Origin of the sequence: Aeribacillus sp. FSL K6-1121, assembly GCF_038003725.1 — a bacterium.
Classification (GTDB): domain Bacteria; phylum Bacillota; class Bacilli; order Bacillales; family Aeribacillaceae; genus Aeribacillus; species Aeribacillus composti.
In genome coordinates this window covers 3,339,304-3,353,276 of the sequence record NZ_JBBOPS010000001.1, presented here as the reverse complement: position 1 = coordinate 3,353,276, position 13,973 = coordinate 3,339,304, and the positions used below count along the sequence as shown (strand labels likewise).

Genomic DNA, 13,973 nt, shown 5'->3' with positions numbered 1-13,973 from the left:
TAACCATCAAAAAACGATATTTTTATTATAGATTATCCCAGCTTATAATCGAATTGAAAGTTGCATGAATGGAATGAAAGGGGAGGGAAACCGTTGATCGCAGAACATGATATTTTTCGAACGCGTTCCTTTTTTACGGTCAATGGCAAGAGGTATACCTATTATCGTCTGATGGGTCTGGAAGAATTAGGGGTTGGGAAAGTTTCTCGGCTTCCTTATTCGATTAAAGTTTTATTGGAATCGGTGCTCCGCCAATACGATGGGGTGGCAATCAAAAAAGAACATATTGAGAATTTGGCAAAATGGGGAACCGACGAGTGGAAAAGAGAGATTGATGTTCCTTTTAAGCCTGCGCGAATCGTTTTGCAGGATTTTACGGGTGTTCCGGTTGTTGTTGATCTCGCGTCTTTGCGCCAAGCCATGGCGGATATGGGCGGAAGCCCGGAGATGATCAACCCGGAAATCCCTGTTGACCTTGTCATCGATCATGCCGAACAAGTAGAGAAGTTCGGAACGCCGGATGCATTGAAATATAATGTCGAACGAGGATTTGAGCTCAACTATGAGCGGTACAAATTTTTTAAATGGGCGTCCAACTCTTTCAAGAAGTTTCGCGTCGTGCCGCCTTCGACCGCTATCATTCATCAAGCCAATGTAGAATATCTTGCTTCGGTTGTACAGTCAACGGAAGAAAATGGCGAATATCTCGCCTTCCCTGATACTTGTTTTGGAGCCGACTCACATACACCAATGGTGAATGGGATCGGGGTCGTTGGATGGGGAGTCGGAGGCATTGAGGCAGAAGCGGCGATGCTCGGGCAACCTTCGTACTTTCCAGCCCCAGAGGTAATTGGGATTCGTCTAAAAGGCAAATTGCCTGCTGGCGCAACCGGGACAGATCTTGCTCTTTATGTTACACATCTGCTTCGCAAGAAACACGTTGTCGGAAAATTTGTGGAATTCTTCGGGGAAGGGGTCACAAATTTATCTGTGGCCGATCGGGCGACGGTCGCCAATATGTCGCCAGAAAATGGAGCAACCATCTCCTTCTTCCCTGTAGATCAGGAAACATTGAACTTTTTGCGTCTAACCGGACGAACGGAGGAACAAGTACAGCTTGTAGAGGCTTATTGCAAGGCGAATGGGCTGTTTTTTACACCGGATGCTGAGGAGCCGATGTATACGGAAGTGATCGAATTGGATCTTTCTACCATTGAATCGTATGTCGCTGGTCCGAAGCGTCCACAGGACTTGATCCGATTATCTGAGGTGAAAGAGGCTTTTCGAAAGTCCTTAACGAACACATTGGGGAATCACGGATATGGCCTCAGCGAAGAGGAGATAGACAAACAATGTTCTGTCGCCTTCCACGACGGCCAAACGTATCCGTTAAAAACAGGCTCCATTGTGCTTGCGGCCATTACGAGCTGCACAAACACTTCCAATCCGTATGTCATGATTGGCGCTGGTCTGTTGGCAAAAAAGGCCGTAGAAAGAGGGCTATCCGTTCCGCCGTTTGTCAAAACGAGCCTTGCTCCTGGATCGAAGGTCGTTACCCAATATTTGCGGAAGGCCGGGCTGCTTCCTTATCTCGAAAAACTCGGATTCTATCTTGTCGGCTATGGCTGTACAACATGTGTAGGGAATTCAGGCCCTCTTCCTGACGAAGTGGCGGAGGCGATCACGCAGAACGATTTGATTGTTTGTGGAGTGTTATCCGGCAATCGCAATTTTGAAGGACGCATTCATCCGCTCATTAAAGCGAACTTTTTAGCTTCCCCTCCTCTCGTTGTTGCGTATGCTATTGCCGGAAGTGTGGACATCAATCTTCAAAACGAGCCTCTCGGAACAGACAAAGAGGGAATGGCTGTTTACTTGCAAGACATATGGCCAACCCATTCGGAAATCGAAAAGGTAATAGCTGAAACCATTACAGTAGATTTATATGAACAGCAAAACAAAAGCATGTTCAGCGGGAATGAAGCATGGAATCAATTGCAGACGGGCAAAGGATTGCTTTATGAATGGGAGGAAGATTCGACATTTCTTCGCAACCCGCCCTTTTTCCAAAATATGTCCAAAGAGGCTAGGCCAATCGAATCGCTGAACGGGTTGCGGGTGCTTGTCAAACTTGGTGATTCCGTTACGACCGATCACATCTCTCCGGCTGGGGGGACGATTCCGCCTAATAGTGTGGCAGGAAAATACTTGTTGTCGCAAGGGGTAAAGCCGGGGGATTTAAGCTCCTATGGCTCCCGCCGCGGCAATCATGAAGTAATGATGCGCGGTGCCTTTTCCAATATCCGTTTGAGAAACGAAGTAGCGCCGGGAACAGAGGGCGGCGTAACAACATATTTCCCAACCGGGGAAGTCATGTCCATTTACGATGCGGCTATGAAATATCAACAAGATGGAACGGGATTATTGGTGATCGCCGGGATGGATTACGGCATGGGCAGTTCCCGGGACTGGGCGGCGAAAGCGACTGCGCTGCTTGGCGTCAAAGCGGTTTTGGCGCAGAGCTTCGAGCGCATCCACCGCAGCAACTTGGCATTGATGGGTGTGCTTCCTCTTCAATTCCAAGAGGGAGAAAATGCTGATACCCTTGGCTTAACTGGGCGCGAACGATATGATATCCATATTGACAATCACATCCGCCCCCGCCAACTTGTAACGGTGATCGCCACTGATGAATACGGCTGCCGGAAGGTGTTTGACGTGATCGTCCGTTTCGACAGCGAGATAGAGATTGATTATTACCGCCATGGTGGTGTATTGCCAATGGTTCTTCGTAAGAAAGTGAACTACTCCCCCTTAGCTTGAAGCGGGAGCCGATCCGTTTGTGAAAAGAAAAGGCTGAAAGGCTGACATCGGCTGTTGCACTGTTTCAGGAAGCATCGTGCCGGTGGGGCGGGGAAGGCAGGCCGCTATTTAGGATGCCGCCTCCGCGCCTTTCAGTCGCATAAAGTTGGAAGGAGAGAACGAAGTGAAGCAGTGGGGAAAACAAATCAAAATCCCTGCCGTTTATATGCGAGGCGGAACGAGTAAGGGAATTTTTTTTCTGAAAGAAGATTTGCCCTCTGATCCGTCGAAACGTGACAAACTATTGTTGCGTGTGATGGGAAGTCCGGATCCGTATGGGCAGCAAATCGATGGCATGGGTGCGGCGACGTCAAGCACGAGCAAGGTGGTCATCATCAGCAAAAGCAACCGGCCCGGATGTGATGTTGATTATTTATTCGGCCAAGTAGCCATAGGGCAGCCACTCATTGATTGGAGTGGGAACTGCGGGAATCTTACAGCGGCGGTTGGTCCTTTTGCGATTGATCACGGGCTCGTCGATGCTCCTAAGGATGGGGTGGCCACTGTCCATATTTGGCAGGAGAACATTGGAAAGGAAATCATCGCCCATGTCCCGATGAAGGATGGAGAAGTGCAAGAGCTTGGCGATTTCGTGCTAGACGGAGTAGCCTTTCCAGCGTCGGAAATCAAGCTGGAATTCCTTGATCCTGGCGGGGAGGGAGGGGTTCTGCCAACCGGAAATCCCATCGACATCCTTCACGTTCCGGGAATAGGAGAAGTGGAGGCAACTCTAATCAATGCCGGAAATCCTTCTGTCTTTATTTCTGCATCGTCAATGGGATTAACGGGAACAGAATTGCAACAAGATATTAACGGCAATCCGGATTTGTTGGCGCGGTTGGAATGGATCCGCGCTCACGGGGCTGTCGCTATGGGGGTGGCAGACGACATCGAGTACGCCATGGCGAAACGCCAGCATACACCGAAAATTGCCTTTTTGGCTGAGCCAGCAAGCTATACTGCATCGAGCGGCAAAGTGGTGCGCCGGGAAGAGATTGACCTGTTGGCGCGCATTTTGTCGATGGGGAAACTGCATCATGCCATGACAGGCACAGGTGCGGTGGCGATGGCTGCGGCGGCGGCGATCCCGGGAACGATCGTGAGCAACATTTTAGGACGCACAGTATCCGAGATTCGCATCGGGCATCCGTCGGGCATTGTAAGAGTAGGAGCTGCAGTCGAACGACATCATCATAGTTGGATGGTAAAAAAAGTGGTGATGAGCCGCAGTGCCCGGCGATTGATGGAAGGGTTTGTCCTTGTACCTAATATCATCGATTAATCACCCAGTTTTATGTTTTGGGCCTCTTTCTCCTTTTTGGCTGCAGGTATGGCCGAGAAAGAGGCCTGTATTCGGTAAGTTGCTGATCTTCTTATAGTTCATCATGAAAAACATGGCATCTTTGAATGATTGAATGTATTCCACTTTGCCCTGGCCATCCTCGTTGTCTGTCATACATTCGAAATTCGAATACCGCGTCATGAACGAAAACTATTTCTTCTACCATGCTACTTTTCGCTAAGATGGAAGTAATAAAAGAAAACGTCCATGGGCGTTGTTTTTGGTTCAGATGGGTCGCCAGCTCTGGTAAACGCTTTCCTGTGACGTTTTGCTTGCCATTTTTGCTCATGGATCAATCCTGTTTCGCAGCAGGTTGAAAAGGAAGGGGGGGATAACACTAAGGATACGTGTTGATCAATTTTTATGCCATTTTCGGAAAACGATTTCAATGACAATTGGAGGAGGCTGAATATGAATGAATGATACGGGCGCTGTGTTGGAAAAGCAAACGATGCGCAAGGTGACAATGCGGATCATTCCTTTTACATTTTTGTTGTACATTATTTCCTACTTGGATCGGGCAAATATCGGGTATGCTGCTTTACAAATGAATAAGGATTTAGCCCTTTCAGCTGAAGTGTTTGGAATTGTCTCCGGTATTTTTTTATTGGTTATTTCCTTTTCGAAGTGCCAAGTAATATATTGATGATGAAGTTTGGCGCCCGAGTATGGATTGCAAGAATTCTTATTACTTGGGGGATCGTCTCGGTATTGACAGGATTTGCTCAAAATGAGGTTCATCTATACATCTTAAGATTTTTGCTTGGAGTAGCGGAGGCAGGATTTTTCCCTGGGATTATTTTATATTTCACCTATTGGTTTCGATCGAAAGAGCAGGCTACCACCGTAGCGTTATTTACTGCTGCTATCCCCGTTTCGTATATTATTGGCGCACCGCTGAGTACTTGGATTATGGATCATATTCAATGGTGGGGAATTCAAGGCTGGAGATGGATGCTTATTTTGGAAGGGGCCCCCGCAGTGATCATGGGAATTGTCACTTATTTCTATTTGACTGAACGCCCCGAGAATGCCAAATGGCTGACGGACGAGGAAAAGAGCTGGCTCATATCTTCATTAAAAGAAGAGAGAGAGTCAAGGAAGAATGTAAAGCATCTCAGCACCTTAAAAGCCCTGGCAGATCCGAAAGTGTTGTTTCTCTCTGTCATTTATTTCGTTTATCAGACAGGGAGCCTTGGTGTGGGATATTGGATGCCGCAGATTATTAAAGGGTTTTCTGGCAAATTGACTAATACGGAAGTTGGCTTAATTGGAATGATTCCTTACATTATCGCTACGATCGGCATGATTGTTTGGTCGCGTCGTTCGGATCGTACGGGAGAAAGACAACTGCATTCGGCGATTCCGCTTCTAGTGGCCGGACTCGGGTTGGTGAGCGCAGGGATCACGAAAAATCCTTATTTCGCCCTTCTATTCATATCGATTTCTTTGGCCGGTATGTATAGTTTTAAATCTCCGTTTTGGGCTTTGCCTTCGTTATTTTTAACGCAGTCGAGCGCTGCTGTCGCTATTGCCGCGATTAACTCCGTCGGAAACCTAGGGGGATTTGTCGGACCGTATGCGATTGGTGCCTTGAAAGATGCTACAGGGAGCACGGAAGCAGGTTTGGTATTTTTAAGTGTGCTCTTATTTATCTCATTTATCATGGTTTTGTTGATGCGCCTTGAAAAAAGGCAAGGTTTTTCTAAACATCAGGCTTCACAATCCAATCAGCTAAAAGGGGAAGTGGTGAAATGAATATAATCAGTCAGTTTGAAATGATACCGACCACCTGTATTTCTGATGTGATGCAAGGTCTCAATAATCTTGATTCGCAGATCAAGCCTTTGAAGGAAAATGATCGCGTGGCAGGAAGAGCGTTTACAGTGAAAATGCCCGTAGGGGACAATCTTGTTTTCTTGAAGGCGCTGAAGGAAGCGCCGCCGGGAAGTGTCCTTGTGGTAGACGCCAAAGGGGACACCTATCGGGCCATCGCAGGAGATTTTTTAGTTGGCGTAGCACAAATGTTAGGAATAAAAGGGATTGTTGCCCACGGGGTGATACGGGACATTGAGGGGATTAGAAAATTGAATATTCCTGTTTTCTGCCTCGGAACGACTGTGGCAGCTAGTGGAAAGGCTGGTATGGGGGAAATCAATGTCCCTGTCTCTTGCGGTGGGGTGACGGTGCATCCGGGTGATATGATCGTCGGTGATGCTGATGGAGTTGTTGTTGTACCACAAATGCGGGAACAGGAAATTTTACAAAAGGCATTAGAAAAACTGCAAATGGATCTCGACAGAGCAAAACGGGTATCCAGCAGGGAGGAAGCGCTTCGGTATTTGGAAAATGTCTTGAATAAATAAAAAGGAACGGGGAACGGGGCAGATGCCGCCGTTCCTTTTATTATTTTTATCTTTATACTGTAGATGAACATTTTTCATTACAATAATTTCCATACTTTAAGAGACAAACAGAGTACCCCTTAGGAGAAATGGAGCTGTTTTTTGATCACATCAATGGGAATCTCTTGCTTCGCGGCGTCATAAATGAACTCGACGACGCTGTGGCCTTTCCGCGATCGAAGAAGCTCCAATCCAGCGGAAAGGGTTTGTCGGGATTCGGCGATGCTGTACACAGAGGTCAAGAGCACCACCGCCCAATACCGTTTCACCGCCCGAATGTGGCGAACGCGGTATCCATCCAGCTTCAGCTGGTCTTTCGCCTGCCGGAAAAAGTACTCGATCGTCCAACGCTCGGCATCGTAACGCAAGATGTCTTCGTCCCCGAGCTCCCGATCGGTGCTCAAGACAACATGGAGATGTTCCGGTGTCATCGGCTGATCCGCCTTCCAAGCCAGCAACACCACCGCGTCATCGAGGCCATGGATCGCCCCCTCATAGCGATACACGCGGTAACGCTCCTGCCCCACCGTGACGAGGCGGGTGTCTTTGGACTCGATATAGCGGGCAAACTGCTTGGCTTGGACTGCGACGCCTTTCGGGTAGAGAATCCGGTTCGTCTTGAGCATCGCGATGACATGGAATCCCTTTTTCAGACAGGCTTCGATGAGCGTTTGGGACGGATACCACGAATCCATGAGCACATACACCGGCTGAGTCAGCTTCCCCTTGATCGAGGAAAGCATCTCCATCGCCAGATCGATTTTGCTTCTTCCGGCCTTCTGGTCATACAAGCGGAACGCGAACGGAAACGCCTGCGTGAAGGTGTGCACCATCAGCCAAACGAGCGAATGCCCCCAGACCGATTGATGATCCTTGTGCGAGTAGTGCCAGTCGCACCCTTGCATGGCGTGCGTTCCCCGTGACGAAGGCTTCGTTTTTTGGCAAATCGTATCATCAATCGAAAGGAAAAGGGGCTGATTCTTCCGTTTGGTGAGGCGTTCGACCCGGTCAAGGATCCACGCTTGAAGCTTCTCAAGCAGCCTTTCCTCATCCCAAGGGCTTTTCGTGAAAAAGTGACGGAGCGTCGTTCGATGATTCGGATGAAAACTCCAGTGATGGACATCGTTCAACGTTCCCGAGAATCCCTTGGTGGTCAAGGCATCGACGATAGGAATGAGATGCTTGATGACCAGTTTCGAAAGTTGCAACATCAACCCCAACGTGAAGAAAAACTTGTCGATTTCTTGGTGATGTGCTCATCAATTCATGAGACATGAACCTCCTTGTGGGTAGTTGGTAGCACATCTATTCTAACCAAGGAGTCCGGTTCATGTCTCCTTTTTTGTTTGATTGTCAATTTATGTTAGCGAATTTGCTCATCTACAGTTATATTATTTTTATAAGGAATATATATCAAGCTGTTTGACTACATCAACAAAGGCGTTCACGACATTTAATGTTAAAGAGTCTTGATGGTACATCATCCATGTTTTTTGGGTGAGAGGGCGCCCTTTTTTATCTGTCAGGCAGATTTTATGAAGCCCTTTCACATTTTCCAAAAATAGTGAAGGCATAATCGCGTATCCTAATCCATTGGTCACCATTTCTTTGCATGTGTCCCCTTGATCGACGACCATAGCGATATACGGAAGATGTATATATCGCTCCGCCCACCAGTTATCCACTAACTGCCTATATAAGACGTCTGTTTTATAATCAATTCTTGGCAGTTGGGGGAGTTGTTCTAAATCTACCTCTTGCTTAGAGGCAACACAGATGTTTTCCTCAAACAGCAAGTGTTTTTGATCAGGCCAGTTGTATTCCCCACGAATAAAAGCCACATGGACTTCCTGGCTATATAATAAAGCAAAAATATCTCGACTGTAGCCGGTTTTCACTTGGAATTCGACTTGAGGGTACTGATCTTTAAAATATTTGAGCAGAGCAGGGAGTTTGTATTTGCTAATGAAGTTCGATACACCAAGGCGCAACGTTCCCGCTACTTGATGATGGAAATTCTTTAAATTTTCTTTTATCACGCGAAGACGATGCAACATATCTTCAGCGCACTTGGCGAGGTATTCTCCTTCCGGCGTAAATTGCACTCCTTTGAATCCGCGATTCACAATTTTGACTTCCAACTCTTTTTCAATTTGTTGCAGGCGTTTTGTTAGTGTTGGTTGCGAAATAAATAGTCGTTGGGCGGTTTTCGTAATACTTTTCTCCTTATAAAGGGTATGCAAAATCATCCAATCGCGGTCTTCCATAATGATTACTCACCTCTATATCCATTCCTTGTTGTTATTTTAATCTACCTGCTATCTTTCTTTTTGGCAAGACCGTGGCGCCCAAAATGCACCAAGAGCGTTGCACATATAAAATTTTCATACCTGCTCATAACAAATTGATATTTCTTTCGCTTTTCAGTTTTGTAATAAAATGAAATCAACCAAAGAGAAAGGGGGGCTATCGGTAATGGAAGACAAAGTGCTCAAAAGCATACGGAGAACGAAATCTCATTTTTCTTTACGTGGAAAAACCTACTCTTTCTATCGCATCAACACGCTCGAAGAGGATGGAGCCGGAAACGTTTCCCGACTGCCTTATTCCATCAAAGTGTTGTTGGAAGCGGCTGTACGTGAATTTGATGGTTCCGCGATCACTGCAGAGCATATCGCCATGTTAGCGAATTGGGGAAAAAAGCGCGAGACAACCCGGGAAGTGCCTTTTAAGCCGTCTAGGATTCTTATGCATGATACGACCGGACTACCAGCATTAGTGGATTTAGCAGCCATGCGCGACACAATGGCACAGATGGGAGGAGATGTTCGTAAAATCAACCCTCTTATTCCTGTGGACCTTGTCGTAGATCATTCGGTGACAGTTGATTATTTTGGAAAGCCGGACGCCGTCAACTTAAATGAACAACTCAACTTCAACCGAAATATGGAACGCTTTCGCTTTTTGCGTTGGGCGCAAAAAGCCTTCGCTAATTTTCGCGTTGTTCCACCCTCGAGCGGCATTATGCATCAAGTGAATATGGAGTTTCTATCATCGGTTATTTCCTTAAAAAAGAATGGCAATGAAACGGTAATTTTTCCAGACTCGCTGATTGGAACCGATTCCCATACAACGATGGTTAACGCATTGGGAATTGTAGCGTGGGGAGTAGGCGGAATCGAAGCAGAGGCGGCTATATTAGGGCAGCCTGTGTACTTCGTCATGCCAGAAGTCGTTGGCCTGAAACTCACGGGTTCACTTTCTGAGGGAGTGACAGCGACCGATTTGGCTTTGACCATTACCAATCTTCTTCGGCAAAAAGGGGTTGTTGGTAAGTTTGTGGAATTTTTCGGTTCAGGAGTTCAAACGCTGAGTGTGGCTGATCGCGCGACCATTGCGAATATGGCGCCTGAGTATGGAGCCACGATGGGCTATTTCCCTTTCGACAGGGAAACGATAAACTACTTGCGGCTGATGGGTCACGATGAGGAACAAATAGACCTCGTGGAAACGTATTACCGAATCCAAGGCATGTATAAGCAAGAAGAAAGCCCGGAACCATGCTATTCCGAAATCATTGAACTGGATTTATCGACCGTTGTTCCCTGTCTGGCAGGGCCTAAGCGCCCGCAGGATCGCATTGAATTAGGACAGATGAAGAAACGTTACAAAGAGATGATTCAAGTCCCATTGCCGCAAGGCGGTTATGGACCCGCGGAGAAGGATTGGCAAAAATCAGTGGTCATTACGCATGAAGATGGGACACAGTCAGTTTTGCAAAACGGTTCGATTGTTTTAGCAGCAATCACAAGTTGTACGAATACATCCAATCCCACGTTATTGGTGGCGGCTGGACTTGTGGCCAGAAATGCCGTTAAGAAAGGACTTCGGACGCCGCCGTATGTGAAAACGTCTCTAAGCCCGGGCTCGCGGGTGGTCACAGATTACTTGCAGAGGGCAGGGTTGCTGTCCTACTTAGAAGAGTTAGGATTCTATATCGTAGCTTACGGGTGTGCGACATGTATTGGCAACTCGGGGCCGCTTCTCCCAGAGGTCAGTAAGGCCATCGACGATCACGAACTGACTGTAGCTAGTGTGTTGTCAGGAAACCGCAATTTTGAAGGGCGTATACATCCACAAGTGAAATTAAACTATTTGGCATCGCCTCCGCTTGTTGTTGCTTATGCCTTGGCGGGTACGGTCAATATCGATTTGACGACAGAACCGATCGGATATAATAAAAATCACCAACCGGTATATTTAAAAGAGCTTTGGCCGTCTTCAGCTGAAATCCAGCAAGTGTTGCAGCAATCACTTCAACCTGAATTGTTCCGTAAACGGTATGAGGTCGTATACGAAGCAAATGAGCAATGGAATCGTATTGATATTTCTGAAGGATTGCTGTATCAATGGGACGAACGTTCTTGTTACATCCGCAAACCTCCGTTCTTGGAACGCTTCCGTTGGGATGTAAAAGAAATGGGAGACATAAAAGAAGCTCGTGTCCTTGTGCTGTTAGGGGATGTCGTCACGACGGATCATCTCTCCCCCTCGGGGGTCATTCCCCCCAACAGTCCTGCTGGGCTGTATTTGCAAAGTTGCGGAGTAGAACCGAAAGATTTTAACTCCTATCCGTCGCGCAGAGGCAATCATCATGTCATGGTAAGGGGGGCGCTGGCCAATGTGCTGAATCTTATGGTTCCAGAAGCGGGGCGAGGGATGACAAAAAATTGGTTAACGGGAGAAATCATGTCTATTTATGATGCAGCGATGAAATATAAGGAAAAGGACATCCCGTTGCTGATTATAGCGGGCAAAGAATATGGCACAGGAAGCTCGAGGGATTGGGCGGCAAAAGGGACGTATCTTTTAGGAGTCAAAGCCGTCATTGCCGAGAGTTTTGAAAGAATCCACCGCAGCAATCTAGTTGGCATGGGAGTGTTGCCTTTGCAGTTTGTCGATGGCATAAACGCTTCCTCTCTCGGGATCACAGGAGCAGAAACGTTCAGAACGATCGGGTTGGACAAAGGAGTCAAACCAGGGCAAAAGATCAAGGTAGAGGGGATTCGGGAAGACGGAACCTGCTTTGAGTTTGACGTGATTGTCCGTCTTGATAACCCCATAGAAGTGGAATACTATCGCAATGGCGGGATTATGCAAACCGTCATGCGCCGACTTGCACAAGTCCATTCGGAAATTCGCTGAAAACCGCTCAGTAAAAAAGAGGCTAGTTTGATACATTTTTAGTGCGCCGGGGGTAAGGGGGCAGAAAAAACTATGGCAATCAAAAAAAATGAAAATAAAACAAATGCAAAACTAATTGCTTATGTTGGCTGTCGTACATCATGGCAACGCAATGCCCGTGGAAAAGGAATCAACGTTTACCGGGTTGATCCTGTGACGGGCGAGTGGATACATGTGCAGCTTGTTCCAGGGCTTGTCAATCCATCGTTTTTAGCTCTTGATGCTACCCAACGTTTCCTATATACGGTCCATGGCGATTGCAGCGAAGTGAGCGCGTTCCGAATTGACCAAGAGACAGGTGAACTGACATTCATTAATTATCAATCAACTGGCGGAAAAAACCCTGTTCATCTCGTTATTGATCCAACGAACCGATTTCTTATTGTCGCTAACTATATCTCTGGAACGTTGTCCGTCTTGCCTATTCATAGCGACGGTTCTTTAGGGGAGATTCGTCATTTGGTTCCCCTTCCCTATGCCCCTCAATTTAATGCAACGCATCTATATGAAAAACAGGGGATTTCTCATCCCCACCATACGGTATTTGATCCGACGGGGCGTTTCCTCGTTGTTCCCGATTTAGGGCTTAATCGGATCATTTTGTTTACACTGAATACCGAAACAGGCGAACTGACTTCAAGACATTTGCCTTTTGGAACAACGCAGGAAGGGGCCGGACCGCGGCACATCTCTTTCCATCCAGTCTTGCCGTATGCGTATGTTGTGAATGAGCTTGATTCTACTGTCACGGTATATGCGTTTGAAAAAGAAAATGGACGGCTAACGATGAAACAAACGATACCGACCGTTCCTAGCCATGTTAATGGAAATACGGCGGCAGAAATCGCTGTCTCACCGTGCGGGTGTTTCGTATACGCGTCAAACAGGGGGCATAATAGCATCGCCATTTTTGCGGTGGATCAACAAACAGGTGAACTTTCCCCTATTGGCTGGGAGTCTACCAAAGGTGCGACTCCCCGATTTTTCACGTTTGATCCATTCGGAACGTTCCTGTACGTTGCGAATGAGGACAGCGATACGATCGTGGCCTTTAAAGTGGATGGCAAAACCGGCGAACTACAGCCTACCGGCTGGATTTTGGAAACAGAAAGCCCGGTATGTATTGTTTTCTCTTCCTTAAGGTGAGGAGCAAATGTTCTTACGCGTATAAAGCAGGAAAGAAGCGCGAACCACAAAACGGTTCGCGCTTTTGTCATGGACATGGATCAAGCGGGGGAGATGCCTTACTCGTCGCTTCGCTGCTACGATCCAGAGCGGACTGTAAATTATCACTTTATTTCGGAACAAAAGAGCCATTTTTTTGCACATTCTTTCAGAAAGCCCTCTCCCCTTTTCTGAAGGAATGTGCTAAATTTTTTGTGAATTGTTTCGGACGAAGATTTCCATTCGTTTCAAGGAGAAGGGGGAGGAAGTGTGATCCAGTTTCACGACTTTGGCATTGACATTCAAACGTATACGGATCGTGGGAAGGGGAACGATTTTCCTGACGTGAGCCAATGCCCCCACTGTCCATCCCGTCGCGACCTCTCCAAAGCATTGCGGGTGTTGCCAAGTGAGTATATGGAGGGCTTCTCTTCGTATGTAAAATCAGAAAGATGAATCATTAAGGCTCTGGTGAGGTGATAGGCGTGATGATTAGTGAGATGAAAGAAGAAGATCTTGAAAGGGTAGTAGAGATAGTGGCTGCAAATAATCCAACACTTGCTGATTTGGCGCGGCGCGATATCTCAGAGGGGCATCGTAAAGAAACGGCTCGTTTTTTGTTGCAGAAGAGAACAGACATGTGGTGGGAGTAATGGGCTATGGGAAGGATCGGTGGGGTGTGCAAGACATTTATTGGGCAATATGGCTATTTGTAGATCCCATATGGCAACGACGAGGAATTGCCACTAAGTTATATGGTCATATTGAGGAAGAACTTCGGCGTTTGGGCTGTCGAAAGGTTTATCTCGATGTAGGGAACGAGTCAGAACACGAGGCGGCGATTGCCTTCCACAAAGCTAATGGTTTTGTTCTTGAAGGCTACCTACGGGACTATTGGAGCGATGGTGAGGATTTTCTGATTTTCGCAAAGCGTCTGTCTTAGCGAAAACATAGAA

11 protein-coding genes and 2 pseudogenes are annotated in these 13,973 nt (G+C 47.1%); 10 read left to right on the top strand and 3 right to left on the bottom strand.

What is annotated here, in order from left to right; translation table 11 throughout:
• Positions 1 to 96 precede the first annotated feature (96 nt).
• Entirely contained in the window at positions 97 to 2,823 is a 2,727-nt protein-coding gene (acnA, locus tag NSQ61_RS16390) for an aconitate hydratase AcnA (RefSeq protein ID WP_340808149.1), read from the top strand.
• Between the two features lie 163 nt (positions 2,824 to 2,986).
• Positions 2,987 to 4,144 carry a 2-methylaconitate cis-trans isomerase PrpF gene (gene prpF, locus NSQ61_RS16385; RefSeq protein WP_301101100.1) on the top strand — a complete coding sequence of 386 codons (1,158 nt, stop codon included), beginning with the start codon at positions 2,987 to 2,989 and terminating at the stop codon, positions 4,142 to 4,144.
• A 91-nt stretch (positions 4,145 to 4,235) separates the two neighbouring features.
• On the opposite strand, the gene NSQ61_RS16380 is transcribed toward prpF, so the two are convergent.
• Entirely contained in the window at positions 4,236 to 4,493 is a 258-nt protein-coding gene (locus tag NSQ61_RS16380; protein WP_023817552.1) for a hypothetical protein, read from the bottom strand.
• Positions 4,494 to 4,619: 126 nt separating this feature from the next.
• Here NSQ61_RS16380 and NSQ61_RS16375 point away from each other — a divergent pair, with 126 nt between their 5' ends.
• Genes NSQ61_RS16375 through NSQ61_RS16365 form a run of 3 tightly spaced genes read left to right on the top strand, consistent with a single transcriptional unit; the run spans position 4,620 to position 6,570 of the window.
• Positions 4,620 to 4,850: a hypothetical protein gene (locus NSQ61_RS16375; protein WP_301101102.1), complete on the top strand. Its 231-nt coding sequence runs from the start codon at positions 4,620 to 4,622 to the stop codon at positions 4,848 to 4,850.
• Positions 4,850 to 5,962: an MFS transporter gene (locus NSQ61_RS16370; protein ID WP_340807570.1), complete on the top strand. Its 1,113-nt coding sequence runs from the start codon at positions 4,850 to 4,852 to the stop codon at positions 5,960 to 5,962. The genes NSQ61_RS16375 and NSQ61_RS16370 overlap by 1 nt, the downstream gene beginning before the upstream one ends.
• On the top strand, positions 5,959 to 6,570 hold the full coding sequence (locus NSQ61_RS16365; RefSeq protein ID WP_020959283.1) for an RraA family protein: 612 nt from the start codon (positions 5,959 to 5,961) through the stop codon (positions 6,568 to 6,570). Before NSQ61_RS16370 ends, NSQ61_RS16365 begins: the two co-directional genes overlap by 4 nt.
• 119 nt (positions 6,571 to 6,689) lie before the next feature.
• Here the strand turns inward: NSQ61_RS16365 and NSQ61_RS16360 are convergent.
• Together NSQ61_RS16360 and NSQ61_RS16355 are read right to left on the bottom strand one after the other, a co-directional pair.
• Positions 6,690 to 7,927 (bottom strand): annotated as a pseudogene (locus tag NSQ61_RS16360) (IS701 family transposase).
• A 79-nt stretch (positions 7,928 to 8,006) separates the two neighbouring features.
• Positions 8,007 to 8,876 (bottom strand): LysR family transcriptional regulator, encoded by an 870-nt coding sequence (locus NSQ61_RS16355; protein ID WP_340734352.1) that lies wholly within the window; start codon positions 8,874 to 8,876, stop codon positions 8,007 to 8,009.
• Between the two features lie 208 nt (positions 8,877 to 9,084).
• Between NSQ61_RS16355 and acnA (NSQ61_RS16350) the strand changes: the two genes are divergently transcribed.
• From acnA (NSQ61_RS16350) to NSQ61_RS16330, 5 genes and pseudogenes are all read left to right on the top strand, one after another.
• Complete coding sequence (gene acnA / locus NSQ61_RS16350) at positions 9,085 to 11,814, top strand: aconitate hydratase AcnA (protein WP_340734353.1); 2,730 nt, start codon at positions 9,085 to 9,087, stop codon at positions 11,812 to 11,814.
• Positions 11,815 to 11,886: 72 nt separating this feature from the next.
• Entirely contained in the window at positions 11,887 to 12,999 is a 1,113-nt protein-coding gene (locus NSQ61_RS16345; protein WP_340734354.1) for a lactonase family protein, read from the top strand.
• Positions 13,000 to 13,287: 288 nt separating this feature from the next.
• Positions 13,288 to 13,407: pseudogene (locus NSQ61_RS20380) on the top strand (DUF6431 domain-containing protein); the annotation flags it as partial.
• Between the two features lie 98 nt (positions 13,408 to 13,505).
• Positions 13,506 to 13,670 (top strand): hypothetical protein, encoded by a 165-nt coding sequence (locus NSQ61_RS16335; RefSeq protein WP_340734355.1) that lies wholly within the window; start codon positions 13,506 to 13,508, stop codon positions 13,668 to 13,670.
• Positions 13,670 to 13,960, top strand: a complete 291-nt coding sequence (locus tag NSQ61_RS16330) for a GNAT family N-acetyltransferase (RefSeq protein WP_340734356.1) — start codon at positions 13,670 to 13,672, stop codon at positions 13,958 to 13,960. Before NSQ61_RS16335 ends, NSQ61_RS16330 begins: the two co-directional genes overlap by 1 nt.
• The last annotated feature ends 13 nt before the right edge of the window (positions 13,961 to 13,973 follow it).

Bases quoted from the DNA above. Each gene is read 5' to 3' on its own strand.
- NSQ61_RS16380 (WP_023817552.1), bottom strand. From the start codon at position 4,493: ATGAGCAAAAATGGCAAGCAAAACGTCACAGGAAAGCGTTTACCAGAG.
- NSQ61_RS16375 (WP_301101102.1), top strand. From the start codon at position 4,620: ATGAATGATACGGGCGCTGTGTTGGAAAAGCAAACGATGCGCAAGGTG.
- NSQ61_RS16370 (WP_340807570.1), top strand. From the start codon at position 4,850: ATGATGAAGTTTGGCGCCCGAGTATGGATTGCAAGAATTCTTATTACT.
- NSQ61_RS16365 (WP_020959283.1), top strand. From the start codon at position 5,959: ATGAATATAATCAGTCAGTTTGAAATGATACCGACCACCTGTATTTCT.
- NSQ61_RS16355 (WP_340734352.1), bottom strand. From the start codon at position 8,876: ATGGAAGACCGCGATTGGATGATTTTGCATACCCTTTATAAGGAGAAA.
- acnA (WP_340734353.1), top strand. From the start codon at position 9,085: ATGGAAGACAAAGTGCTCAAAAGCATACGGAGAACGAAATCTCATTTT.
- NSQ61_RS16345 (WP_340734354.1), top strand. From the start codon at position 11,887: ATGGCAATCAAAAAAAATGAAAATAAAACAAATGCAAAACTAATTGCT.
- NSQ61_RS16335 (WP_340734355.1), top strand. From the start codon at position 13,506: ATGATTAGTGAGATGAAAGAAGAAGATCTTGAAAGGGTAGTAGAGATA.
- NSQ61_RS16330 (WP_340734356.1), top strand. From the start codon at position 13,670: ATGGGCTATGGGAAGGATCGGTGGGGTGTGCAAGACATTTATTGGGCA.